The sequence below is a fragment of the Ruminiclostridium papyrosolvens DSM 2782 genome (assembly GCF_029318685.1).
Lineage (GTDB): Bacteria > Bacillota > Clostridia > Acetivibrionales > DSM-1351 > Ruminiclostridium > Ruminiclostridium papyrosolvens.
This window is the reverse complement of the sequence record NZ_CP119677.1, coordinates 4,862,593-4,888,372: the sequence shown is the minus strand read 5'-3', so window position 1 is coordinate 4,888,372 and position 25,780 is coordinate 4,862,593. Positions and strand designations below refer to the sequence as shown.

Here is a 25,780-nt window from a genome sequence, read left to right as displayed (position 1 = left end):
GCATAAAATCAGTTAACCGGGAGTTGGTGCAATGATTAGGAAAGAAATGATAGCAATGTTACTGGCCGGGGGCCAGGGAAGCCGTCTGGGTGTACTCACTAAGAATGTGGCCAAGCCTGCTGTTCTATATGGAGGAAAATATAGAATAATTGACTTTTCTCTTAGTAACTGTATAAATTCCGGAATTGATACAGTAGGCGTTCTGACCCAATATCAACCGCTGAAGCTCAATGCCCATATAGGAATAGGCAAGCCATGGGATATGGACAGGATAGACGGCGGAGTTACCACACTATCCCCCTATTTAAAGGAGGAGATAGGAGAATGGTTTAAAGGTACTGCAAATGCAGTTTACCAGAATATTCAGTATATAGACAAGTATTCCCCTCATTATGTGATTATTTTATCCGGTGATCATATATACAAAATGGATTATTCTAAAATGCTCGATTTTCATAAAGAGAATCATGCAGATGCTACAATTTCAGTTATTAATGTGCCTTATGAAGAGGCTGGCAGATACGGCATAATGAATTGTCATGACAACGGCAAAATATATGAATTCGAAGAAAAACCCAAAAATCCAAAAAGCACCCTTGCATCTATGGGCGTTTATATTTTCAATTGGTCAATTCTAAGAGAATATCTGATAAAGGATAATGAATGTTCAGACTCTGAAAATGATTTCGGAAAAAACATAATCCCCGCAATGCTGGCAGATGGCAAAAGCATGTGGGCATACCAGTTTTCCGGATATTGGAGAGATGTAGGGACAATTCAGGCCTTTTGGGAGTCAAATATGGATTTGGTAAGCAGAGTTCCCCAATTCAATTTATTTGACCCCGAATGGAGGATTTATACGCCTAATCCGGTGAAGCCGGCTCACTTTATAGCTAACTGCGGGTGTGTGAAAAAATCCATAGTGGCGGAAGGCTGTTCGGTTTATGGAACAGTAGTAAATTCCATTTTATTTCCGGGCGCTTATATAGAAGAGGGAGCGGTTATTCAGGACTCAATTATAATGTCCAATTCAAGGGTGTGCAAAAATGCCTGCGTAAACAGGTCTATTATCAGTGAACAGGTTACAATAGGCGAGAAAGCAAGGCTTGGAGAAGGTGAAGACGTGCCTAATGAATACAAGTCAGGAATTTACAATTCAGGAATTACGGTAGTAGGAGAACAGGCAAGTATACCTGCTGATGCTGTAATCGGAAAGAATGTTATGATTGATATAGGAGCTTCGGCAGCCGATTTTACATCTTTAAATGTTGAATCCGGCAAAAGCGTATTCAAAGGTGGTGTGGCGGAATGAAAAATGTAATGGGAATAATAATGTCAGGCGGACGTAACACAAAGCTAAAGGAGCTTTCAACCATGAGGTCCAGTCCGGCAGTGCCGGTAGGAGGAAAGTACAGAGCTATTGATTTTATACTTTCAAACATGGTTAATTCAGGGATTACCAATATAGGCGTAATAGCTCAGTATAATTACAGGTCACTGATGGACCACCTTGGTTCAGGTAAGGAATGGGATTTGGACAGAAAAACAGACGGGCTTTTTCTTTTCCCTCCATTTTTGTCCGATGAAGGTTCAGGCTGGTACAGAGGTACCGCTGATGCCATGTACAACAATCTGACCTTCCTTAAAAGAAGTAATGAGGAATATGTACTGATTTCCCAAGGTAATTGTATATTTACAACAACCTTTGACGATATGCTTAACGCCCACAAGGAAAATGAGGCGGATATAACCGTTGCCTACCGTGAAATGAATGATATACCAATAGAGGAACTGAGCAATATGGGTGTTATGCAGCTTGACAGTTCTTCAAGATTGATTGATTTTCAGGAAAAACCCATGCATCCCAATACTCTCAACGGCTCTTTGGGTATTTATATGATAAGAAGGGAATTATTGATTGCACTTCTTGAAGAAAGCGTTGCACACGGGTACTATGACTTTGTACTTGATATTATAATAAAGATGCTTCACAAGCTCAAAATTTACGGATATAAGTACAACGGCTATTGGAGAAGCATGTCTACGATACAGATGTATTACAAATGTAATATGGAGCTGCTTAACCCTGTAGTAAACAACGAATTGCTTGGGAAATTAAAAATATATACAAAGGTCAAGGATGAAGCACCTGCCAAGTACAATGAAGAAGCAGAGGTTAAGAACTCAATAATTGCAGATGGGTGTATTATTGAAGGGATAGTTGAAAACAGTGTACTTTTCAGAGGTGTAACAGTAAAACGTGGCGCTGTTGTAAAAGATAGTATCATAATGCAGGGAAGTATTGTTGAAGAAAACTCTGCCCTCAACTATGCCATACTAGATAAAAACGTATTACTTTCAAAAAACAGATGCCTAAAGGGCGAGAAAACATGGCCTATTATTATTGGAAAAAATGTTATTGTATAATACTTAGTTTGTAAACCATTACTTATAAAACAGAGCGGTCTTTAATAGACACGCTCTGTTTCTATTTTATACCATTATATACTCAAAGCCCCTTTATTACATAGCGATTACATTTAATTTACATAATGTATATTATGTTGACCTGAGAAAAAAGCTGGTGCTATAATGAGTATGAAATTGAGGCGTGCAGTTACTCGTAAGGCCTTGATTTTACACCATTTCAAGTCAGGGACGTAATCTTGTGGCCGAGTTATCCCTGTAAAACTATTGGCCAGAAAACATCTAGGGGAGGATTTAGTAATGGGAAATTTTAAAAAGATTTCTGCTGCAGTTGTTGCTGGTGCAATCATGTTGTCATCAGTAGTACCATCTTTCGCAGCCGCATACACTCCGGTAAACGGAGAAAAGGCTAGTGTTCTAAATCAGCTGGAATTATATGCTGGAACTAGCGATACTTCATATGTACCATCTCTTGAAACATCACTTACAAGAGGACAGGGTGCAACTTTGTTAGCAAAACTCTTCAATATGGATACTGCTGCACAAGCATTAACTGAAGATGAAGCAAATGCAATTCTCAAGGATTTCGCAGATGCTGCCAAAGTACCTACATATGCAAAGAAAAGATTGGCTTACTTAGTTAAGAACAATATTATGTCAGGTTCAAAAGACACAACTACAGGAGATGTATTTGTAAATGCTGACGAGGCTCTTCTCGGAGGACAATTTGCAACTCTGATTCTCAAACAGCTCGGATATTCAGTTTCCAGCTGGACTGAAGCAATAAATCAACTTTCCAAGGTTGATGGTGCTAAGGAAATAGCAAATTACCTTGCATACGCTCAGAAGCTAGTTCTTAGAGACCAGGCAGTAGGAATCATGTTTGGTTCATTGACATCAGAATACTCTGACGGAAAAGCAACAATAATAGACAAAATAGTAGAAGCTAAGCCAAGCTTAAGAGAAGTTGCTGAAAAAGCAGGACTTATTTCTACTCCAGCAGTTCTTGCAGTAGATAGCGTAAAGGCGTTGAATCTTAGAGAATTAGTTGTCACTTTCAATAAGGCAGTAATAACTGATGAAGCTAAAAAAGCAACAAACTACGAAATAAATGATGTAAATCCTGCAGCTGTTGATGTATCAGCTGATGGAAAAACTGTTACATTGAGAACATCAAATGCTCACAAAATGAGTAATTATGCAACAGATGTTAAGTTGGAAGTATTTAAGGCTGTTGGTTTTGCAGCTGATACTACTATATCAAATATTTCTGCTAAAGATATTACAGTACCATCTGTTGTATCAGTAGAAGCAACCGGACCAAGAAATCTGAAGGTTACCTTCTCAGAGCCTTTGAATGAGGATGTTGCTGCTGTTGATACAGTTAACTCATTTAAACTTGATAATGGTTTTGTAGCTCTTGATACTACAAGTGCAAGTTATAATGGAAATGTATTGTCATTAAAAACTTTGGGTGATCTCTCAGAGGGTGCTCATTCATTACAGGTTAAAAATGATTCTTCAAACAAGCTGGTTGATTCTGCTAGTTATGCAGTAACACCAACAAGTTCTTCATTTAACTATGTGAAAGACACATCACCATTAACTGTAAAAGTTGTTGAATCAACAGAAACTACTGCAACAATTCAGTTCAGCAAGCCGATTGATAAAAACACTTTGACAGCAAATGTTTTGCTAAGACACACTTACAATACTTCAACTAATCAAGTTGTTGGAACATCATTGGTGAATTCAGGAGATGATCAGAAATTTACAGTAACATTCCCTGATAACATGCCATTTGCTCCCGGTTCATCAAATCTTTATATAGTATATCAGAATGATGGAGCTATTAAAGATAACTATGGAAACAAGATGGCTGAAACAACTCTTACAATTAATACAACAGCTGACTTAACAAAGCCAACTGTATCAAAGGTTGATTTCATAAGTGCTACTTCATTGGAAGTAACATTCTCTGAAAAAGTACTTGCTGGAACAGGCTCAAATGGGGCTGAAAATACTGCTCTTTACACATTAAAGGATTCAACTGGCGCGGCTATATCAATTACTGGTGCAGCTTTCAAGGATAGCGCAAATAAGGTAGTAGTATTAACTACTAACGTTATGAATGGCGGATCTTATACTCTTGCAGTTAAAGATGTAAAAGACGTGTCAGTAGCAAAGAACGAAATGGACGATGCTACAATATCCTTTACAGGTGTAGATAAAGTTGCTCCTACTGTTAGTGCTACAAAGCAGATTGGTGACAACAAGATAAAGGTTATATTCAGTGAAGCAATGGATGTTGCAACTATTACTGACAAAGGTAATTGGATGCACAACTCAGCTGCTCTAGATGCAAATGATACTGTTGTGGCAGTAGACGGAAATAAAGCGGTAATAATTACATTTAAAAACAACTTAAATAATACAGATGCAAACTCAGATTCAATTCTTGATAATGAAAAACTAACACTTGCAAGAGTTAAAGATGTAGTTGGCAACTGGTCAGAAAGCTTCTCTCAGACACTTGATGTAACTAAGGCATCAAATATTGTTTACACTAATGCTGAAATGATAGCTACAGATAAAATAAGACTTACATTCAAAGATGAAGTAATAACCGGAGCTACAACAGGAGACTTCGAAGTAAGCTATAATAATGGCTCAACTTGGGCAGTAAAAGTAATAGGAATGTCAGTATCAGTAGTAGATGGAGAAACAATAATGACATTGACAACTGATTCTAAGGCTGCCAACACACAGGCTACTGATGTTCAGGTGAGAACAAAAGACGGAGCTGCTACAACAAGTGCAAAGAATGCTTATAATAAGCCTCTTGAATTTACAGCAGCAACGTTAACAGATAAGGTTGCTCCTTCCATAGTATCTGTAGTAACAAAAGATACAGGAGTTGCAAACAACAAAATTGATACAATTGAAATCACTTACAGTGAAAACCTTTACGTAGCATCTGTAGCAGACTCAGACTACACTGTAGAAGGCTATGAAATAACAGGTGTGGTTGTAAATGGAACTAAGGTAACAATAACTGTTAAGGAAAAAGACTTTGTAGATTCAAGTGCAACACCAAAGGTAACACAGGTGGGTCAGGTTGAAGACTCATTAAGAAATGTATTGGGTGCACAGGACGCAATCACGGCTACAAACGGAATTTCTTAATAGAAATTAAAGAAAAACATAATATTAGAAAGTTTAGATCAAAATCCGAAGGAAATATCCTTCGGATTTTTTTCAATACTGTTACAAATTCTTTACACTTAAATAGAGTAAGTTGACTGCAAAATTTGCCAGTGATATAATACATATGAATCAAGATAGGTAAATTTAGGTAATGTCATTCTAATGCTACCGAATCTTGGAAAATTGTTTAAACGAGTGGGGCTATAAATAGTGGGAGAGGCGTAGCCCGCTCTGGATTTTAAAGCCCGCCCGCTACAAAATACACAAGGAGGATTTGAGAACATGAGAAATCTCAGAAAGCTTACTGCAGTTGTTATAGCCGTAGCATTGGTGTTAACATCTATGACTGCTGCATTTGCTGCTTCAGGTTCATATGAATTTGAAGATCAGGCAACAGTACTTAAGGATCTCGGCATTTGGCAGGGAAATACTGCTGGTGACTTGATGCTTGGTGAAAAATTAACTAGAGCACAAGGTGCTGTATTAGTATTAAAGACAGTACTAGGAAAGACAGACAAAGATATGGAAGCAGCAGATGTTTCCGCTATTGCAAAATTTGATGACGCTGCAGAAGTTCCTGCATGGGCTGAAGGTTGGGTAGCTCTTGCTGTTAAAGAAGGCGTTATGAAGGGTGGCAACAACAAGTTAGCTGCTGGCGATGAATTAAAGGGAAAAGACCTTGCATCAATGTTCATGAACGCTCTCGGATTTGCAGCTGAGAACGAATATGCTACAGCAGTTGAAAAGTTAGCTGCTAAGTCAGCTGGTAAAATCCTTGCAGGTATCGCAGATGATATTACTGATGCAGATCTTACAAGAGATGCTGCTTCTGCAGTAGTATTTGATACTTTAACTGTTAAGGCTAAAGATGCAACTAAGACAGTTGTTGATGTTTTAGTTGGAACTGATGCTGCTAAGAAAGCAGTTGCTGTAAAGGCTGGTTTGATAGCTGCTCCTACTACTTTGGATATTGCTAAAGTAGAAGCTCTTAACCTAAGAGAATTAGTAGTAACTTTCAATGGCCCTGTAACAAATGTAGATGCTGCTAAGAAGACTGCAAACTACAAAATTGGAACAAGTGAACCTGAAGCTGTTACATTGTCAGATGACAAGACTACTGTTACTTTGAGAACAGCAAGCGCTAATGCTATGGGTAACTATGCAACAGATATCGAACTTACTGTATTGAAGGCAGTTGGATTTGCTGCTGACAAGACTATAAAGGGTATATCTGTAAAAGATACTACAGTACCATATGCAAAATCAGTTTCAACAACTGGTCCTAAGAACATAAAAGTTACATTATCAGAACCGCTAAGAACACATGCTGGTTCTGGTTTTACAGCTCTTATTGGTTCAGACATAGCAAGTTCAGTTAAAATTGATGGTGCTTTTATTGCTATAGACTCAACTGCTACAGGAACTAATGGTCTTGAATTAAATATCAAGACATACTCAGATTTGGGTGAAGGTTCACACAAGATTGAGTTCATAGGTTCAGGATCAAAGTTATTTGATAACGCAGGATATCAGATACAGGGAGCTACTCTTACATTTGATTATGTAAAAGATACTTCAGCACTGGCTCTTACTTATGTTGAATCAACTGAAACATCTGTTACAGTAAAGTTTAACAAGGCTATAAAGACTGGTGCATTTAGTGGTAACGCTAATGTTGCAATTACGCATACATACAATTCTGATACAAACAAAGTTTTGGCTTCTACTGCTGGAACTGTAACTACTACTGATGACCAGACATTTAAGATAGACTTTACTAATGCACGTCCATTCCCACCGGGAGCAACTACTGTATACATTAACTATGTTAGTGATTCAGGAACAAAGATTGAAGATAATTATGGCAACAAATTGGCAGCTACATCATTTGCTGTAAGTACTGCTGCTGACTTAACTAAGCCTACTGCAACTGCAGAATTCGTAGATGCAAAGACAGTTAAGGTAACTTTCTCAGAAGATGTTCAAAGCGATGGACTGGCAAATGCCGCTAATAACGTAGGAAACTATGTATTAAAGAATGGTAATGATGTTGTTTCAGTTGCAACTGCTGCTTTTGATGTAGACAGCAAAAAAGTAATTAAGTTGACAACTACTGATGAAAAAGCACTTAACGGAACATCATACACTCTTACTGTTAAGAATGTAAAAGATGTATCTGTAGCTAAAAACCAGATTGATGAAGTAACATTGTCCTTTACAGGTACTGACAAAGTTCCTCCAGAAATAAAATCAGCTAAATTGGTATCTGACTTAAAGTATAAGATAACATTTACTGAAGCAATGGACTTAGCTTCAATAACTGATAAGACAGTTTACAGAATAGGTGCTACATCAGCTGCTTCAACAACTCTTAATACTGATGCTTACACTATTGACGCTGTAGATGGTAATAAAGCTGTTGTTATTACTTTCAAAACTGCTCCTAGTGCTACTGACAATATCTATGTTGCAAGAGTCAAGGACGCAGCAGGTAACTGGTCAGAATTCTTCTCAGCTGAAAAAGTTATTGGAACAAAGACTACAGTTGCTTTAGCTGAATACCAGATTACTGGTAAGAATGCTATAAAGCTTAAGTTTGAAGATGTTCTGAAGAATATGGAAGTAAATGATTTCTTATATTCAACAGACGGTGGAACTACATTTACTGATAAACCAAATTCATTGTCAGTGAGTATTGCTGATGGAGTTACCTACATTACTTTAGTAACAAAAGACATTACATCTGCTGTTGGTGCAAATGTTGATGTTAAGACAAATGGTATTACTAAAGCGCAAAATGAATATGGTAGCACTGTAGATTTCAATACTACTACAAAAGATGGCGATGGTAAAAAACTTATATCAATAGTTGACAAACGTGCTCCATCCAAAGTTGCAGATATGGCATTTACAGATATTGATGACAATAAGGGAACAAAGAAAGCTTTGAAGACTGTAACTATAACTTACGATGAAGACATATATGCAGCATCTGTTCAAGAATCTGATTATACAGTTGCTGGTTACGAGATTGATAGTGTTCAAGTAAACCCAGCAGACAAAGCTCAGGTAATTATAACACTTAAAACTCTTGATTATGGTTCATACACATTGGGTACTGATATTGTTAAGGTTAAGCAAGTTGGAGAAATTCAGGATCTTGCTAAGAACACATTAGGCGCTCAAGATGAATGGTCAAACAAATAATACTCTTTAAAGAGTGAAAAAACCCCGTGGGATTTATCCCACGGGGTTTTTTATTAGCAACTATGTTAATAAGATAGGAATTTGTAAGATAAAAGTAACAAAATTGTATGTAATATATGACATTTCTATGATATTATTTAGACATTAAGGGAATTTTTGCGTATAGTCATATGAGGAGGAAACAATGAACAAAAGAAGAATATTAGCGATGATTTTGACAATATGTATAATTACAGCATCCGTATCAATGACTTTTGCAGCTGAAACCGGTGCAGTTACCGATGTTATTGCTAAAGCTCAGGCGTTAAACAAGCTTGGAATGCTGGCTGGTGACGGTAAAGGAAATTATAGTCTGGAATCAAATTTAAAAAGAAGCGAGGCTGCTACATTTATTGTAAAGCTAATGGGCAAGAGCAAGGAGGTAGCAGATAAAAGTAGTCAATACATAAATACAGGGTTTGATGACATAAAGACTACTGACTGGTTTTCAGCATATGTTGGTTTTTGTAAAGAGAATGATGTTATCAGTGGAATAGGTAATAATAAATTTGGTCCCAATTCCAATGTCACTGAAAAGGCCTTCTTAACTATGACAATGAAAGCTCTTGGTTATACTAGCGATGATTTTAACTGGAACAGCGTATATCAAAAGGCATATGACATAGGCTTGGTAACCGGTAATGACTATAATGGAAAAACACAGGATAATGTTAATTATACAAGAGCAGAAGTTGTAAATATTATGTATACTGCATTGACACTTAAAGTAAAAGACTCAGATAATACATTGCTTAAACAGCTTGTAAATGAAGGGAAGTTAGAACCAAAGGTTGTTGCTGATTCCGGACTGTCAGATGATAAGTTGCCTGTTGAAATATCAAAGGTTTCCGTACAAAGTAGTCAGTGGATTAAAATTGAGTTGAATGAACCCATAAAGCAATTAAAGGATACAGATATATCAGTATATGAAAATTTGAAATGGACAGCGCTTTCAGCAAAGATAATATCACAGACAGATAAGGAAATCAGGATAAAAACGGATGCTCAGAAAGCAGGAATTGAGTATGTAATAAAAATATCAAATTTATTAGATGAAGATAATAATTACGTAAAGGAAATAAAAAGTAAATTTATTGGATTTGAAAACAAGGCAGTTAAGTCAGATTTATTTAAGATTAGTAAGATTGAGCAAGTATCTGCAAGTGACATTGCTATATATTTTACTCATCCTATAAATATAAATGCAGAGCAACCTGATTGTTATTCAATTTTAAAATCCGATGAGACGTTAATTGAAGGTAATAAAAATAATATATCTGTTAAGGTTATGGATGGCAAGTCTGATGCTGTAATACTAAGAGTAAAGAATTTTACTTTTAGTCAGGACGTAGAATACACAGTGAAAATAAAAGGTTCTCTGATTAGTTCCTATGGAACTTATCTTGGTCAGGAATCCGGAGATCAGATGAATTTTATTGCAAAGTCTATCGCCAGTGAGTCATTTAAGTTGGTTGGGCTGGTTCCTTTAAATACCAAGTCAATACAGTTGGATTTTAATAAACCAATTAATAAGGTGACTGCGGAACAGGTTTTCAGCTACTATATAACAGAATTAACTATAGGGACACCAGTACAGATTATAAAGGCTACTACTACCAGTAATACATATGGTACAGATTGCGCAGTCGTTTTAACAATTGCAGGTAATTTTGACATAAAAAAAGCATATGGACTGATGATAAATAGTGTAAGTGATGCAACCAAGCAAAATAAGATAGAAGAACAGTCATACTCTTTCAATCCTACTGACAAAGCTATAAGTGATATGAAGATTGCTTCAATAGCACCTATAGACTTGAATAGTGTTTCAATATCCTTTGACAGGAAGCTGAATCCTAAAACAGCTGAGGATATAACAAATTACTCTGTTCTTTGCCTTAATAATACTTCATACAATATCAGCCCGGTGAAAGCGGTATACTCAAGTGAGTCTCCTAATACTGTTAAACTGTATTTTTCATATAATAAGCCTATGACAGCAGGATATATGTATAAAGTAAGGATACTGAACACATTGCAGGACTATACTGGAACCGCTCTGACTGCACCATTGGAGTATACATATATCGCAAACAACGCATTAAAAACAAAGCCCGAGATTATTAAAGCTGCCTTCATAGCAAAGGATACAATTAAAATTACTTTGAACAAAGACATTGCTCTGGATGTACCCAATATATTAACCAGTAATTATTACATTCAGATGATAGGCGATGATAATGCAAATAAAATGCCTTTGGCAATAACGTACATTGATACTAATACAATTGTATTGCGATTTGATAAGATTGATTTTTCCAAGCAATTTTATTTGAAATACAATGAAATAAAGGACATCACGGGAGAGACGTATTCAGGTGACCAAGTTAATACAGCAATTGTAATTGGAGAATAAAGTTTTGCATGTAGTAAAAAAGGACACTCTTTGAGTGTCTTTTTTAGAATTATAATTGATAGGAATTATTAAAGAGGAGGAACAGCATGGTAGTAAAAAAGATTTTTGGGGTTGTACTGTTAACCTTTATTTTAATGCAGTCAATAGTACCTTGTGCGGCTATTACTCAGAATAAAAATACGGCAATAAGTTTGGACACCGCGTACGACAAGGCTATTTTAGCCACAAACCAATTTGATAAGATTGAGAAAAGCTTATATAAACTAACAAAGCCTTATGGTGCATTAGAAGAGACACACAAAATGCATAAGTATGATATGAAGACAGAGTTTAATAGGTTATACGATAAAATGATAAGCGGCCAATTTCTTCAGTCTTATGAACAGGGGGAGTTGGTAATGTACTATGCAGTATTTAAAGACTCTAAAATATTTGAAAATAAGACCTTAAAACCTGTGATATACCCTGATGAATTTCCAAACTGCGATGTTTGGCTGCAAATGATGCAGCTAAAAATAAATGGAGAGACCCTAAGAAAAGGGTTAATCGATGGAGTGAGGCAACTATATGACAATTTGATTTTAATTAATGATTCGATTGCTTTATCTGAAGATTATCTAAAAGTTATGGAGCGTGAACTATATGGAATCGAACAGAAATTCAAAAATGGAACAGCTTCAGAAATAGATTTTAATAAATCTAGAATGGATTTTCAAATTAAAAAGTTGGAATTAAATAAACAGAAAAGAACAAAAGAAAATCTTGAGTTCAATTTGAAAAAAAATCTCGGACTGAAGCTAAATACTGTTTTAGAAATTAAACCTAATGAAATATCACAAAGAGAATTGTATATACCATCTTACGATATCAGCCTAAAAAATGCATTGCTTAACAGGAAAGAAATAGCAATTCCCAAAATGAATAAACTTGCTGCTCAGACACGGCTACCGATAATTGATAAATATTTGACTTATGTACATGAAAACGAAGAACTACAATTGACTTTTAAGGAAACGGTGCTTAGTATTGATGAGTTTGATAATGAAATAAAGGTTCAGGAGGAGTTTGTAAGAAAAGATATCGACAATATCTATGCAAAAATTTCTTACAACAAAAAGAGTGTTGATATTGAAACAAGAAAATATAACGAAAGCAAAAAAAGCTATGACAAAGCAAAAATTCAGTATCAGTCAGGCCTGATAAGCAGTACTGCATTGGATTATTCAAGACTTAACTGTGATGCAAGCAGACTCAATTATGAGAAGGCTACTCGTGACCTGGCATATAAGATAAGTGTCTTAACCGCCGCATGCGGAGTTTAAAAGATTAAATAATAAAAAGGAGAGTAGTTATGAAGAAAATTATGAATTCTGTAATTGCAATTACCATAGTTATATCAGTACTGATAGCCTCGTCATGTGCGGTTAGTGCGGCACCCATAGATAAAAAGGTAACTTTGGGACAGGCACTGGAAGTTGTTTCAAAGAATAATTCTATACAGCTTTTTGAAAACCAGATAGCGAATGCTCAAAAAAGGCTTGATTACGCAAAAAGAAAAGCTGAAATAGCAGATGATTCATGGAACACAGATGATGAAAGAGCAGAGGTGAAAAAAGTTAAGGAGTTAATTCCAGTTCAAAAAAAAGATGCTTTATCAATATTGTTATTACAGAAAAATGAAAAAATATCATCTTTGAAGATAGATACTACAAAAGCATATTTTGAGTACTTATTTACAGAGGAAAAGATGAGTAGCCAGATAAATTCCATAAACAGACTTAACAACAAGTTGAAAATTCTTAAAGATCAAGTTGCAGCCGGCAGTCAATTAAAGTCTGTAGTTGAAGAAACAGAAGTAGCAATTAAAACAGCAGAACAGCAAAAGGATTTGATAGAAAGAGATTTAAGTAGTTTAGCTATAGATTTGAATTCATTGCTTGGCAGACCTTTATTGAGTAACATAAATTTAGCAAAGCAGGATGTCCCAATGTATGAGGCTAATAATATTGATACTAAAGAGATATTATCTGACAGGGAGTCTAAAAGTTCTTCAATATTAAAAGCACTTAATGATTGGAACGAAGCAAAAATTGAATATAAAATTATAAATTTCAGCTCCACAAAGATGATTCCGGATGGTTTGGAAGAAGCTGAGGATAAGCTGCTAATTGCGGAGTATGATTACAATAAGCTTTTACTGGATGAAGAAAATAATGTTATGACAGAATATAATGAGCTTTTGAATTTAAGAGATGATATCGACATTAAAGAGATGGAGTCAAATTTTAATAAAAAGCAGATGGATATTACAAAAGCTAAATATAATAATGGATATATAAATATTATTACATATAATGATTCAATCCAAAAATATGAAGATTCAGTTATAGCATATAAACGTGCTAAACTTGATTATTATCTTGCATCAGAAAAATTCCATAAATAACTTATTAATTAACGGAACTTTTTCAAAAAGATTACGTCTAAGTTACAGGAGTATATTATATTTATACTCCTTCTATTTTACATAAAAAGCACTATTACCAAAATATTAATTTTTAATTACGTATAATTAATGATATAATTCAAGATAGGTTTGAGTGTAGAAATACATAAAAAATTTGATTAGGGGTGTCATTTTGAGCAAAAAGATCTTAATTGTAGACGATGAGAAAAATATTGTGGACATATTGAAGTTCAATTTAAAGAAGGAAGGTTATGATACAATAGAGGCTTATGATGGGGAGGAAGCAGTTAATTTGGCACTTTCCCAAAATCCGGATCTCATTTTACTGGATATTATGCTTCCCAAAATGGATGGGTTCACTGTATGCAGAAAATTAAGACAATCCATTTCAACACCTATACTTATGCTGACTGCAAAGGAAGAGGAAGTGGATAAAGTTCTGGGACTTGAGCTGGGAGCAGATGATTATATAACAAAACCGTTTAGCCCAAGGGAACTCATGGCACGGGTCAAGGCAAACCTTAGAAGGTTGATACCCGGTGAGCAACCGGGGGAGGATACTAATTCTCACATAAACAAGTATGGAGATTTAACAATTGATATAGACAGGTATGAAATTAAGAGGGGCGAAGAAACCATAGAGCTTACTCTGCGTGAGTTTGAACTGGTGAAATTCCTCGCAGCACAGCAAGGAACCATATTTTCAAGAGAAACTCTTCTGGAAAAGGTCTGGGGCTATGAATACTACGGAGATGTAAGAACTGTTGATGTTACCGTTAGAAGAGTAAGGGAAAAACTCGAGCTGGACCCTGCAAATCCACAGTACATTGTTACTAAAAGAGGAGTCGGGTACTATTTCAATAAAATTTAGTTAATTTGGCTAAATGTTATATGTAGGAGTTAACATGAAATTTTGGAAAGGGTTTTTAAGGCTTCTCAGCAGTCTGCAGTGGAAGCTTGTATACATTTTCATTTCAATGTGTATTATTCTGGTTTCCGTAGTATATGTGGTTATTAATACCGGGCTTCAGAATATATATTATGACAGCTTTGCAAACAGCATAGAAACAGGATATAAAAACTGGATAGATGTAAGAGGCGGAGTTCCAGAAGCCAATCAAAAGCTTACGGAGTATTTTACCGAAGGTGGGGATACCCAGTTCTTTGGTGCAAATTCCTCCTTCTTGGGAATGACAGTTATTGACTTAACAAAGATACAGACTTCTACCGGAGGAATCCTTTATTCATCTGAGAAGGGTTATACGGACGATCCTGAGGCGTTTGCAAATAATATTAAGACCAGTGAAAGTCTTATGTCTATTTGGGCAGGAAATCAACCCCAGAAAAACGAGAGTTTAATCAAAGGCCCTAATGGTAAGTACTTTGAATATATAAAAAAACCAAAAGACAATTTGATTTTTTACTTTACGTATCAGGAAGAAGCATGGCTGCCAATATTGGAGAAGTTTAACTATCTGATACTTACCAGTGCGCTTATAGCAGTGTTTTTGTCGTTGCTTCTGGGGTACATGCTTTCAAAGACTATTACGTCTCCTATAATAAGTGTAATGCATAAGGCTGAAAAAGTGGCCGAAGGAGATTTTGGCGAGCAGTTGGCAGTTAAATCGGAAGATGAAATAGGAAATCTCACAAGAACCTTCAACTACATGTCCTCTGAGCTTAAGAAGACATTGTCCGAGATATCAAGTGAGAAGAACAAAGTAGAGACCATACTTAACTACATGGCTGATGGCGTAATAGCCTTTGATCTAAAAGGAATGGCTATTCATGCTAACCCGGCAGCAACCAAGCTTTTAGGCAGTGATGTGGTAAACAGTCCTTTCAAAGAATTTGCCGTTAAGGTAGGTCTGGATGTAAGAATTGAAGATATCGTTTATTTTGAAGAATCACCTGTGAGGGAATCAGATACTATTTTAAACGATATGTATGTAAAGGTGTATTTTGCTGTATTTACAGATACCAACAAAAAACCGGAAGGTATTATAGTAGTACTTCATGATGATACTGAGCAGCAAAAACTGGATAGTATGAGGCGGGAATTTGTGGCAAATGTTTCACATGAACTTCGTACTCCTATTACTTCAATAAAAAGCTACACCGAGACACTTTTGGAAGGTGCCATGGAGGATCAGGAAACATCAAAACGTTTTCTTTGTGTAATTGATTCCGAAGCGGACAGAATGACCAGATTGGTAAAGGATTTGCTTCAGTTGTCCAGACTTGATAATCAGCAGATGAACTGGAAAATGGAATGTGTATCTTTGGATACAATTGTAAAAACAATTGTAGAAAGATTGCAGATTGAAGCACAAAGAAAGCATCAAAAGCTTGATAGCTATGTAATAGGAGATATTCCTGCAATAAGTGCTGATAAGGACAGGATGGAACAAGTTATAGTAAACCTTATAAGCAACTCAATTAAGTATACCTCTGAGTATGGTGAAATAACGGTGTATGTTGGTATTATCTACAACGATATATATGTAAAAGTTACGGACACGGGTATAGGAATTCCCAGTGAGTCCTTACCAAGAGTCTTTGAGCGGTTCTACAGAGTAGACAAGGCAAGGTCAAGAGATATGGGAGGTACTGGGTTAGGTCTTTCTATTGCCAAGGAAATAGTTCAGGCACACGGAGGTACTATCAATATTTCCAGTGAAATAGGTAAAGGTACGGAGGTAACAGTTAAGTTACCGCGTGAAGTGTAAATATTTTTTAAATGCCATGTAATGGAATTGTAACAGAATTTGTATTATAATAAATATATAGTACTGGGAAATAGTACAAATAGTTGTTTTTTTCTCGAGGTGATAGTATGAAATCAAAAATACTGATTTTTATTATAATAGTTTCTGTTTTAACAGCTTTATTCGCCGTACCTGCAATGGCAGCTTCAAATATTGTCAAGATTACAAGGCCGGATGGCAATGAGGTAGTAGAAAAATCTGTATTCTCAATATGTGGCGTGTGTACCTACGATGAAACTTTTATTGAGTTTCAGTACTGGGATAAAGCCACTGAGAAGTTCCAGCCTCTTGAAACTACTGACGGAGAATTAACTTTTAAAGTTGGAAATAGCAAGCTGTTTGGTAAAAACGTTGAGCTTAAATACAAGGGTGAAAATCGTATCAGAGTACTAGCGTATACAAGGAATGCAAAAGATGAACCTAAAGATTACACCATAATTTATGCTGCAGAAAAGAAGAGTTTGCTAGATAATATCCGTAATTGGCTTTTAGATAAATTTTAGAATATTATGATAAAATTAAGTTCTGATAAAGTTCGTTTATATTTGGAAAAGCTTAAAACTGCTTTTTTGATAATCTTAATAGTTCTTTGCGTAGTACAGGTGGGAATTCTCTGGAGTACTCAATCCAGCAGTTTCCCTTTTTTATCGTCTCTTTTTTCTGATTCCAAAATTGCATTACAGGTATCGGTAGAAGACACAAAATCAAAGTATCTTTTACCTTCAAGAATTGTGCTGTCAACAGATTTTGATGGAGATCATTTCATTATACCCAATGGGTCAAAGGATTATAATAGTATTTGGGAGGGAGCTAAGCTGTATTTGGCTCAAGCTCTGGATATTAAACCCCAAAAGACTCAACTCTACAATGATAAACTGTGGGGTAAAATGGCAGCCAGCAAACCCTATATGCTTGAGTTTAATACATCTGTTCCCACAGATATTATAAAATGGGTATTAAATCTCAAGCCCTCTGCAGGAGATGGCCTTTCAAGCATTTACAAGATAATCATATGTCCGGATGACCCGGATAACGGTTACAGTGACACTCTTTACATCAGAGATGACAAGAATATATACACATATAGTTTGGCTAATAAGGTTAATTCATTGAGAAGTAAGGATTTTACAGAAATGGTTACTATCCTAAATGATAATACTACATCAAAAAATTATCAAACTGCCGCTGAAAAGTGGGGAAATTCGGAAGAGATAAATTTTCCAAATGATATGCTTGGGCCAATGCTGGATAATGCTGAAGAAGCTTACCCAAGTATCACATGTTCAACCTTTTCTGGTATGGATGAAACAGAATTAAATTCTCTGGATTATGAAGATTATGAAAAGATTGCTTCGGAGCTGTTTGGAGAGTCAAGCAGGGATTATGACTATTATAAGGACATCAATGGTTCAGTAGTTTTTAAAAGACTGGATATTGTGTATCGGTTATACAAAAATTCGATTCTGGAATACAAGTACACAGGAAGTCAGACATCAGCCTATAATCTCAGGTTATTGGACGCCTATAAAAAAGCAATAGAGTTTATTATAGATGTAAACAAACAAAATAACTTTCTCTCTAAAGTAAATGTATATCTCAGCTCTATTGAGGAAAAGCCAAACTCATATATTTTTAAATTTGACTACGCTGTCTTGGTTAACGAGCAATATGGAGAGGTTCCGGTGCTGCTAAAGGATTATTCAGTTGCAAAAGGTATGGATAATCAAGAAAATAGTATTATTATAGAAGCTAATTCAAAGAGAGTAGTTCATTGTCAAATGGTACCTGTTAAGTTTAAACTGGGAAAGCCCGTAAAATATAAATGGGCATTTCAATACATGTACTCAAAGGCATTTGAAAAGTATCCGGAGCTAAGTGACAAGGATATTTCTGTTAAGAATTTTGGGATTTATTATGTATTATCAAATTCCGCCCTTAAGGAAAGTATAGCACCAAGTTTTGTTCTTTACACAGATGATAACGGTAGGTATGTAGTACCTTTAAACTAAAAATAAAAAAGAATTGGGATAAATGAATATAATATGGTGCAAGGGGAAATAATGTACATAATAACCAGAAGGAGGATAAATGGACTGGAAAAGAGCCAAGATAATTTTAATAATAGTATTTACAATATTGAATATAGTTTTGGCTTTCGCCTGGTACAAAAACATTAAAGTTGAGCAGGTATCACAGCAAACCATAACTAACACGGGACTAATCATGGCCAAAAATGGTATAAATGTAGAATGTCCCATACCAAAATATAAAGGGAAGGATTACATACTCCAATATAAAGATAGCCCCTTAGATAAGACAAAGATAGCTGATGTACTGCTTGGAAAAGGGTATGTAAAATCAGGAAATGATACATATACAAAGGATATGAATAAGCTTGTGTTCACATCGGATTCGGGTTTTGAGTATACGGGAGTCGGTGAAAACAATGTAAAAGTTTATACCGACAGCAAAGAAGGTATCAATGCAAAATTCAAGGCATTGGCTTCTAAAATGGGTTTACCATTCGATGAATTCAAGCAGGATTACTACCCTGATACAAAAAAAGTAAATGAAAAACTATTAATTTATAAAGGATTTTATAAAGGATATGAGGTTTTTGATAATTTCATTGAAATTCAGGTAATAAATAAGGAAATGTGTGGGATAAAATATCAATATAATAAACCAATAAGTATAACTGCAAGAAGAGATATAAATGTTATTCCGGTGTATCAGATATTGATTACAAAGATGACCAAATATCAAGGTATCGACATATGCAATGTTGATATGGGCTTTAAGGGTTATACCGGGGTTGACAAGGGAACAACGACTCTTTACGAAGGGTTATCCTGGAGAATAAGAAATACTGATGGAAGAGAGTTTTATTTCAATGCACGTAATGGTGAGGAAATAAAATAACTAAGATTGGTAATTATTAATATATGATATTAATGGTAGAATAATTTAAATCTAAATGGTATAATGAAATCGTGTGTGTAATGTTTTAGCAAGTACTAATTGATTACATAATTTGACGTATTTACAGATTTGCCATTTGATTTATTAAACAGGTATTGCTGTTTATAGCCTGGACAGTTTATACAAAAGGTTGGTGTATAAGGGTTTGGATAAGTTTATAATAAATGGGCCATGTCCCCTAAACGGCGAAGTTACAATTAGCGGAGCCAAAAACGCTGCAGTAGCTGTTTTGCCTGCTGCACTCATCATAAACGGCATTAGCCGTATAGAAAATGTTCCTGATATTAAGGATGTAAAAGTTTTATTGGAGATACTCGGTAAGTTAGGTGCTAAGATTACTAAAGAAGATGCCAACACCGTTATATGTGACACCAGAGAAATCAGTTGCTGGACAGCTCCGTATGAACTGGTAAAAAGTATGAGAGCTTCATATTATTTATTGGGGGCATTGATTGCAAGGTTCGGAAAAGCGGAGGTATCACTTCCCGGCGGTTGTGATTTTGGATTCAGACCTATTGATCAACACATAAAGGGTTTTGAAGCAATGGGTGCTAGTGTAGAAATAGAGCATGGTATTGTTAAGGTTGATGCCTCAAAGCTAACGGGAGCTCAGATTTACCTTGATGTTGTAAGCGTAGGTGCTACTATAAACCTGATGCTGGCAGCCGTAAAGGCAAATGGGCAGACTACTATCGAGAATGCTGCCAAGGAGCCACATGTAGTTGATGTTGCTAACTTTCTTAACGCTATGGGTGCAAACATCAGAGGTGCCGGAACAGATGTAATAAAGATAAAGGGTGTAGACCACCTAAAAGGCGGAGGAACTCACTCCATTATTCCTGACATGATTGAGGCGGGAACATTTATGATTGCTGCCGCTGCTACGCAGGGAGATGTAATTGTAAAAAATGTTATTCCCAAGCATATGGAATCTCTCACTGCAAAGCTTATTGAAATGGGCGTTACCGTTCAGGAAGATGAAGATTTCATAAGAATTTTAGGCAGAAATAAGATTCGAAATGTAAACATAATGACGTTACCTTATCCGGGATTTCCTACAGACCTTCATCCCCAAGCAACTGTGCTTTTAAGCCTTGCAGAGGGTGTAAGTACAATTACTGAAGGCGTATGGGATTCCAGATTCCAGTATGTAGATGAATTAAAAAGAATGGGTGCAAGGATTAAGGTTGAAGGAAGAATTGCTGTCATAGACGGTGGAAATCAACTTTCAGGTGCGCCTGTAAAAGCTACTGATTTGAGGGCAGGGGCTGCAATGGTTCTTGCAGGATTAATCTCAAAAGGTCGTACTGAAGTTTTAAATATTAAATATATAGACAGAGGATACGAGGACTTTGTACAGAAGCTGAATATTCTCGGAGCTGACATCAGCAGGGTACCGTGCGAGGATTAATTATATACAATGAGGTTAGTTAAATGGTCAAGTTTTGCAGTTTATTTAGTGGAAGCAGTGGAAATGCGCTTTTTATTGGTACGGAAAAAACAAAACTTCTTATAGATGCCGGCTTGAGCGGTAAGAGAATACTTGAGGCACTGTGTTCCATTGGTGAAAGTCCGGCGGAACTAAGTGCTATATTAATTTCCCATGAACACTCAGACCATGTTAGGGGTGCCGGAATTCTTTCAAGAAAAGCAGACATTCCCATATATGCAAATGAGTCTACCTGGTGTGCCATGGAAACCGGTCTTGGGCCTGTAAAGCTTGAAAACAAAGTAGCCTTTTGTACCGGTCAGCAGTTTGAAATCGGAGATATATGTGTAAGGCCATTTTCTATTCCCCATGATGCTGCGGAACCCGTAGGTTTTAACTTTTTTGCAGAGGGCAAAAGAATCACAACTGCAACGGATATAGGACATATGAGTGAAGAACTTTTGGAATACATAGTAGGAAATGATCTGGTTTTGTTAGAATCCAACCATGATACGGAGATGCTAAAAGTAGGCCCTTACCCGTGGCCATTGAAAAAAAGAATTCTGGGGGATCACGGTCACTTGTCCAATGAGAATGCAGCGAAGGTAGTAGCATACCTTGCTGAAAAAGGCTGCACCCGTTTTATTTTAGGGCATTTAAGCAGTGAAAACAACTTCCCGGAGCTTGCATATCAGACAACATATAATGCTTTAAGTGAAAAGAAGATAGCAGTGGGAAGTGATGTTGAACTTGCAGTTGCTCTAAGGGACAGGGTGGGACATATTAATATAATATAATAAAGAACGAAAAAGGGGAAATCAGTATTTACTGGTTTTCCTTTATTTTTTAGGTTGAAATCAGGAGACAAAAAAATGAAAATTACAATAGCGGCTGTAGGAAAACTAAAAGAAAAGTATTTGAAAGAAGCGATTTCAGAGTATTCAAAAAGATTATCCCGCTTCTCGGAAGTGGAAATTATAGAAGTTGATGATGAGTACGCACCGGATACTCTCAGTGAGGCACAGGAAAGCCAAGTCAAAAAGAAGGAAGCGGATAAGCTGCTAAAGAGAGTTAAACAGGGAAGCTACGTTATATTATTGGATTTGGCAGGAGAACAGACAACTTCTTCAGGCTTGTCAGGCAAGATTGAAAATATTATGCTTTCGGGGAACTCACACATAACATTTATAATTGGCGGCTCACTTGGACTGGATCAAAGTCTCATAAATATTGCCGACTACAGGCTTTGTCTTTCAAAAATGACCTTCCCCCACCAACTGGCCAGAGTAATACTTATGGAGCAGGTGTACAGGGCTTTTAAGATAATTAAGAATGAGACTTACCATAAATGAGGTTTAGGAATACAACAAAACTGTGCATAAAATATCACGCTTTAATATTATGTTTATATTATTCTTTTATTGAGGGGAGGGAATTATATGGATTGGCTAGTTAAAATGAACTCAGCAATTGACTATATAGAGACAAATTTAGCAGGTGAAATTGATATTAATATAGTCGCCATGAAGGCTTGTTGCTCATCTTACAATTTTCAACGTATGTTTTCATTTATAACAGATATTACATTGGCCGAATACATTCGTAGAAGAAGATTGACACAAGCTGCACTGGAATTGCAAAACTCTGATATGAAAGTTATTGATGTGGCAGTAAAATATGGATACGATACTGCGGCATCATTTGCGAGAGCATTCAAAACACTTCATGGGTTAACACCGGCAGAGGCAAAAAGAGAAGGCGTAAAGTTAAAGGCCTATCCTAAAATTTCCTTTCAAATTTCAATAAAAGGAGAAAAGGAAATGGATTACAGGATTGAAACAAAAGAAGCTTTTAATATTTTTGGGATTGAAACAAACTGTTCTTTAAAAGGAGAAGAAGGTTTTCTGACCCCCGGGCAACTATGGCAGCAATGTCATAGTAATGGGGAGTACGAAAGACTTTATTCAAATGCGGGCGATTTACCAAGCTTTGTATCGCAGGACTTGTGCAAACTTCATGCAGTTGAAAACTATAGGAAATCGGAAGAAAACACGTTCCCTTATATGCTGTGCGCGTTTGTATCAAAGAATAGTAAAACAGATGGCTATAAAACAGTTCATATTCCTGCACAAACATATGCAATATTTCCATCTGAAGGGTTTAAATGGGATGATGACTTTTATAAGGTTCTCACTGATTTACAAAAGAGATTTTTCAGTGAATGGTTGCCTACGGCAGAATATGAAAGGGCAGAAGGTGCAAATTTTGAGATTTACGGGGGTACTGAAGAATATGGCTATATTGAATTGTGGTATCCGGTTGTAAAGAAATAATTTGCATATAAAACCAAGGGGTTGATATTTGCATGAGTATCCGGCTTTTTGCAATAGCTCCTTGGTTTATTTTGTTAGTAATTATGTTAAGTAATTTTTTAAGAGAAATGAATAAACCCTCCACTATATCACCAGACTTTGTGCAAGTGTTATGATGATAACATAGGGGTGACAATAATATGTATAAAATATATAAGACAGCAGAATTAGCTAAAAGAGTCGGGGTACATTCCAACACCGTACGTCTTTATGAAAAGCTTAAATTAATACCTGAGGCTGATAGATTGCCAAATGGGTATAGAGTATTTACTGACTATCATTTAGAGCAATTTAAACTTGCCAGAATTGCCTTTAAAGTGGAGGTTCTGCAAAATGGGCTTCGAAAGAAGATAATTGATGTTGTTAAGTTATCTGCCGAGGGAGAGCTTGAAGAAGCAATTAATTGTACAAATGAATATATAAATCAGATAAAACAAGAGCAGAGAAATGCGGAAGAAGCCATTGAACTTTCAAAGAAGCTGTTATCTGATATAGCTTCTGAAGAGAACAACATATTGTTTACAAGAAAGCAAACTGCGGACTATATAAAAGTCACAATGGACACATTAAGAAATTGGGAGATGAATGGTTTACTTAATGTAAAAAGAAAGAAGAACGGATACAGGGTTTATACGGACAGTGATATTAACAGATTAAAGATAATACGTACTTTGCGCTGTGCTAACTATTCTCTTTCAGCAATTCTAAGAACGCTGACTGCCGTATCAGAAAGTAAGGAAATTGATATTAGAGAGGTAATCAATAAGCCCAAAAAAGATGAGGAAATTATTACAGCATGTGACAAGCTCCTTACTTCACTAAGTGATGCAGAAAAAAGTGCAAATCGTATATTGCTGCAATTAGAATATATGAAAAACCATTTTAATTCAAACGCTACACTTTAACACCAGACTTTATCATGGTGTTATTCTTTTATCAGAAGGAGGGAATAACACATGGAAGTGATAAAAGTTCAGAAGCTATTTAAGTCATATGGTGAGGTTGAGGTGATAAAAGATATTAGCTTATCGGTGAAGAAGGGCGAGGTCTTCGGGCTACTTGGGGCCAATGGTGCAGGAAAGAGCACCACTATTGAATGTATTCTAGGCACAAAGAATTTTGATAGCGGGCAGGTATCTGTCTTGGGTATGAATCCTCAAAAGGAAAGAAAACAGCTATTTCAGAAAGTCGGAGTTCAGTTTCAGGAATCTAATTATCAGGAAAAAATTACAGTTAAAGAGTTATGTGAAATAACACAAGTTCTCTATAAAAATCCCTTAGATTACAATAAATTATTATTGAATTTTAATCTCCAGGATAAGGTTAAAAAACCTGTAAACGAACTATCCGGAGGAGAAAAACAACGATTATTCATTATATTGGCGTTAATTCCTAATCCGGAGGCAGTATTTCTGGATGAGCTTACAACGGGACTGGACGTAAGAGCCAGAAGGTATGTGTGGAATTGCTTGTTGAGTTTAAAGAAGCAAGGACTCACAATATTTTTAACATCACATTTTATGGATGAAGTTGAAGTTCTATGCGATAAAATATGTATATTAAAAAACGGTGTAATACATTTTTACGGGACTGTAGCAGAAGCAGTAGCAAGGAGTCCATACGAAAAATTTGAGGATGCTTACTTATGGCATGCAGATGGGGAGGAATTACAGGATGAAAGTATTTGGAACAATGCTGAAAACTGAACTAAAGTTATCACTAAGAGGAATGGATATGTTCATCTTTGCAATCTGTATGCCTGTGTTAGTAACAGTTATTTTGGGTGTTATTTACGGCAATAAGCCGGCATTTCCCGGAGCAGGTTATACATTTATGCAGCAATCCTTTTCAGCCGTGTCAACCATTGCAATATGTGCCGGGGGTGCTATGGGCTTACCCTTAGTACTGTCTGAGTATCGTCACAGAAAGATTTTGAAACGATTCAAAGTAACACCTGTCAGCCCAATAATGATTTTGGCAGTTGAAGGAGTTGTATATGCCCTATATTCTATCGCTTCACTGGTGCTTGTTTATTTGACGTCCAGAATATTTTTCAATTTTCAATTCAAGGGTTCATGGATAAATTTCTTTGGAGCATATGCATTAGTTATGATATCAATGTTCAGTATTGGATTTATGGTGGGAGGAATAGCGAAAAATACTAAAATAGCAGGCGTAATTGCAAGTATTCTATATTTTCCTATGCTTATTTTCTCAGGAGGAACATTACCATATGAAGTTATGCCCACGGTACTTCAAAGGGTGGCAGATATATTTCCATTAACTCAGGGAATAAAACTTTTAAAGAGTGCATCACTAAATTTAAGTATAAACAATGTTCTGGTACCTATTTGTGTAATCAGTGTACTTACAGTAGTTTGTAGCTGGATAGCTGTCAGGTTTTTCAAGTGGGAGTAAGCCCCTTTGTGTAAACTCTTAGAGAATCCGCAAAAATAGCCTCAGGCA

At 36.1% G+C, this 25,780-nt stretch carries 19 protein-coding genes; all 19 read left to right on the top strand.

All coding sequences use genetic code 11. From position 1 onward, the window contains the following. The first annotated feature begins 31 nt into the window (after positions 1–31). The 19 genes from P0092_RS21445 to P0092_RS21355 all read left to right on the top strand — a co-directional run bounded on the left by P0092_RS21445 (position 32) and on the right by P0092_RS21355 (position 25,732). Entirely contained in the window at positions 32–1,312 is a 1,281-nt protein-coding gene (locus P0092_RS21445; protein WP_004618245.1) for a glucose-1-phosphate adenylyltransferase, read from the top strand. Continuing rightward, complete coding sequence (gene glgD / locus P0092_RS21440) at positions 1,309–2,427, top strand: glucose-1-phosphate adenylyltransferase subunit GlgD (RefSeq protein ID WP_004618246.1); 1,119 nt, start codon at positions 1,309–1,311, stop codon at positions 2,425–2,427. Before P0092_RS21445 ends, glgD begins: the two co-directional genes overlap by 4 nt. A gap of 300 nt (positions 2,428–2,727) precedes the next feature. Then, a complete protein-coding gene (locus P0092_RS21435) occupies positions 2,728–5,613 on the top strand; it encodes a hypothetical protein (protein ID WP_004618247.1) in 2,886 nt (961 codons plus the stop codon). Between the two features lie 303 nt (positions 5,614–5,916). Continuing rightward, positions 5,917–8,841 (top strand): hypothetical protein, encoded by a 2,925-nt coding sequence (locus P0092_RS21430; protein WP_004618248.1) that lies wholly within the window; start codon positions 5,917–5,919, stop codon positions 8,839–8,841. A 184-nt stretch (positions 8,842–9,025) separates the two neighbouring features. Then, complete coding sequence (locus P0092_RS21425) at positions 9,026–11,296, top strand: S-layer homology domain-containing protein (RefSeq protein WP_004618249.1); 2,271 nt, start codon at positions 9,026–9,028, stop codon at positions 11,294–11,296. A gap of 86 nt (positions 11,297–11,382) precedes the next feature. Next, a complete protein-coding gene (locus tag P0092_RS21420; protein ID WP_276187018.1) occupies positions 11,383–12,618 on the top strand; it encodes a TolC family protein in 1,236 nt (411 codons plus the stop codon). A 29-nt stretch (positions 12,619–12,647) separates the two neighbouring features. Further along, positions 12,648–13,742 carry a TolC family protein gene (locus P0092_RS21415; RefSeq protein ID WP_004618251.1) on the top strand — a complete coding sequence of 365 codons (1,095 nt, stop codon included), beginning with the start codon at positions 12,648–12,650 and terminating at the stop codon, positions 13,740–13,742. Between the two features lie 193 nt (positions 13,743–13,935). Next, complete coding sequence (locus tag P0092_RS21410) at positions 13,936–14,634, top strand: response regulator (RefSeq protein ID WP_004618252.1); 699 nt, start codon at positions 13,936–13,938, stop codon at positions 14,632–14,634. A 34-nt stretch (positions 14,635–14,668) separates the two neighbouring features. Then, positions 14,669–16,492 (top strand): ATP-binding protein, encoded by a 1,824-nt coding sequence (locus P0092_RS21405; RefSeq protein WP_004618253.1) that lies wholly within the window; start codon positions 14,669–14,671, stop codon positions 16,490–16,492. A gap of 107 nt (positions 16,493–16,599) precedes the next feature. Next, positions 16,600–17,034 (top strand): hypothetical protein, encoded by a 435-nt coding sequence (locus P0092_RS21400; RefSeq protein ID WP_004618254.1) that lies wholly within the window; start codon positions 16,600–16,602, stop codon positions 17,032–17,034. A 6-nt stretch (positions 17,035–17,040) separates the two neighbouring features. Then, on the top strand, positions 17,041–18,540 hold the full coding sequence (locus P0092_RS21395; RefSeq protein ID WP_004618255.1) for a hypothetical protein: 1,500 nt from the start codon (positions 17,041–17,043) through the stop codon (positions 18,538–18,540). 79 nt (positions 18,541–18,619) lie between these two features. Next, on the top strand, positions 18,620–19,453 hold the full coding sequence (yycI, locus tag P0092_RS21390) for a two-component system regulatory protein YycI (protein WP_004618256.1): 834 nt from the start codon (positions 18,620–18,622) through the stop codon (positions 19,451–19,453). Between the two features lie 205 nt (positions 19,454–19,658). After that, positions 19,659–20,924 (top strand): UDP-N-acetylglucosamine 1-carboxyvinyltransferase, encoded by a 1,266-nt coding sequence (locus tag P0092_RS21385; RefSeq protein WP_004618257.1) that lies wholly within the window; start codon positions 19,659–19,661, stop codon positions 20,922–20,924. A gap of 23 nt (positions 20,925–20,947) precedes the next feature. Next, entirely contained in the window at positions 20,948–21,739 is a 792-nt protein-coding gene (locus P0092_RS21380) for an MBL fold metallo-hydrolase (protein WP_004618258.1), read from the top strand. Positions 21,740–21,814: 75 nt separating this feature from the next. Then, on the top strand, positions 21,815–22,294 hold the full coding sequence (gene rlmH / locus P0092_RS21375) for a 23S rRNA (pseudouridine(1915)-N(3))-methyltransferase RlmH (protein ID WP_004618259.1): 480 nt from the start codon (positions 21,815–21,817) through the stop codon (positions 22,292–22,294). 87 nt (positions 22,295–22,381) lie between these two features. Continuing rightward, positions 22,382–23,275 (top strand): AraC family transcriptional regulator, encoded by an 894-nt coding sequence (locus tag P0092_RS21370; RefSeq protein ID WP_004618260.1) that lies wholly within the window; start codon positions 22,382–22,384, stop codon positions 23,273–23,275. 179 nt (positions 23,276–23,454) lie between these two features. Further along, positions 23,455–24,219: a MerR family transcriptional regulator gene (locus tag P0092_RS21365; RefSeq protein ID WP_004618261.1), complete on the top strand. Its 765-nt coding sequence runs from the start codon at positions 23,455–23,457 to the stop codon at positions 24,217–24,219. 51 nt (positions 24,220–24,270) lie between these two features. Continuing rightward, positions 24,271–25,020 carry an ABC transporter ATP-binding protein gene (locus P0092_RS21360; RefSeq protein ID WP_004618262.1) on the top strand — a complete coding sequence of 250 codons (750 nt, stop codon included), beginning with the start codon at positions 24,271–24,273 and terminating at the stop codon, positions 25,018–25,020. After that, positions 24,989–25,732 carry an ABC transporter permease gene (locus P0092_RS21355; RefSeq protein ID WP_004618263.1) on the top strand — a complete coding sequence of 248 codons (744 nt, stop codon included), beginning with the start codon at positions 24,989–24,991 and terminating at the stop codon, positions 25,730–25,732. The genes P0092_RS21360 and P0092_RS21355 overlap by 32 nt, the downstream gene beginning before the upstream one ends. The last annotated feature ends 48 nt before the right edge of the window (positions 25,733–25,780 follow it).

Excerpts from the sequence above, each read along its gene's own strand:
- P0092_RS21445 (WP_004618245.1), top strand. The coding sequence starts at position 32 with ATGATTAGGAAAGAAATGATAGCAATGTTACTGGCCGGGGGCCAGGGA.
- glgD (WP_004618246.1), top strand. The coding sequence starts at position 1,309 with ATGAAAAATGTAATGGGAATAATAATGTCAGGCGGACGTAACACAAAG.
- P0092_RS21435 (WP_004618247.1), top strand. The coding sequence starts at position 2,728 with ATGGGAAATTTTAAAAAGATTTCTGCTGCAGTTGTTGCTGGTGCAATC.
- P0092_RS21430 (WP_004618248.1), top strand. The coding sequence starts at position 5,917 with ATGAGAAATCTCAGAAAGCTTACTGCAGTTGTTATAGCCGTAGCATTG.
- P0092_RS21425 (WP_004618249.1), top strand. The coding sequence starts at position 9,026 with ATGAACAAAAGAAGAATATTAGCGATGATTTTGACAATATGTATAATT.
- P0092_RS21420 (WP_276187018.1), top strand. The coding sequence starts at position 11,383 with ATGGTAGTAAAAAAGATTTTTGGGGTTGTACTGTTAACCTTTATTTTA.
- P0092_RS21415 (WP_004618251.1), top strand. The coding sequence starts at position 12,648 with ATGAAGAAAATTATGAATTCTGTAATTGCAATTACCATAGTTATATCA.
- P0092_RS21405 (WP_004618253.1), top strand. The coding sequence starts at position 14,669 with ATGAAATTTTGGAAAGGGTTTTTAAGGCTTCTCAGCAGTCTGCAGTGG.
- P0092_RS21400 (WP_004618254.1), top strand. The coding sequence starts at position 16,600 with ATGAAATCAAAAATACTGATTTTTATTATAATAGTTTCTGTTTTAACA.
- P0092_RS21395 (WP_004618255.1), top strand. The coding sequence starts at position 17,041 with ATGATAAAATTAAGTTCTGATAAAGTTCGTTTATATTTGGAAAAGCTT.
- yycI (WP_004618256.1), top strand. The coding sequence starts at position 18,620 with ATGGACTGGAAAAGAGCCAAGATAATTTTAATAATAGTATTTACAATA.
- P0092_RS21380 (WP_004618258.1), top strand. The coding sequence starts at position 20,948 with ATGGTCAAGTTTTGCAGTTTATTTAGTGGAAGCAGTGGAAATGCGCTT.
- rlmH (WP_004618259.1), top strand. The coding sequence starts at position 21,815 with ATGAAAATTACAATAGCGGCTGTAGGAAAACTAAAAGAAAAGTATTTG.
- P0092_RS21370 (WP_004618260.1), top strand. The coding sequence starts at position 22,382 with ATGGATTGGCTAGTTAAAATGAACTCAGCAATTGACTATATAGAGACA.
- P0092_RS21365 (WP_004618261.1), top strand. The coding sequence starts at position 23,455 with ATGTATAAAATATATAAGACAGCAGAATTAGCTAAAAGAGTCGGGGTA.
- P0092_RS21360 (WP_004618262.1), top strand. The coding sequence starts at position 24,271 with ATGGAAGTGATAAAAGTTCAGAAGCTATTTAAGTCATATGGTGAGGTT.
- P0092_RS21355 (WP_004618263.1), top strand. The coding sequence starts at position 24,989 with ATGAAAGTATTTGGAACAATGCTGAAAACTGAACTAAAGTTATCACTA.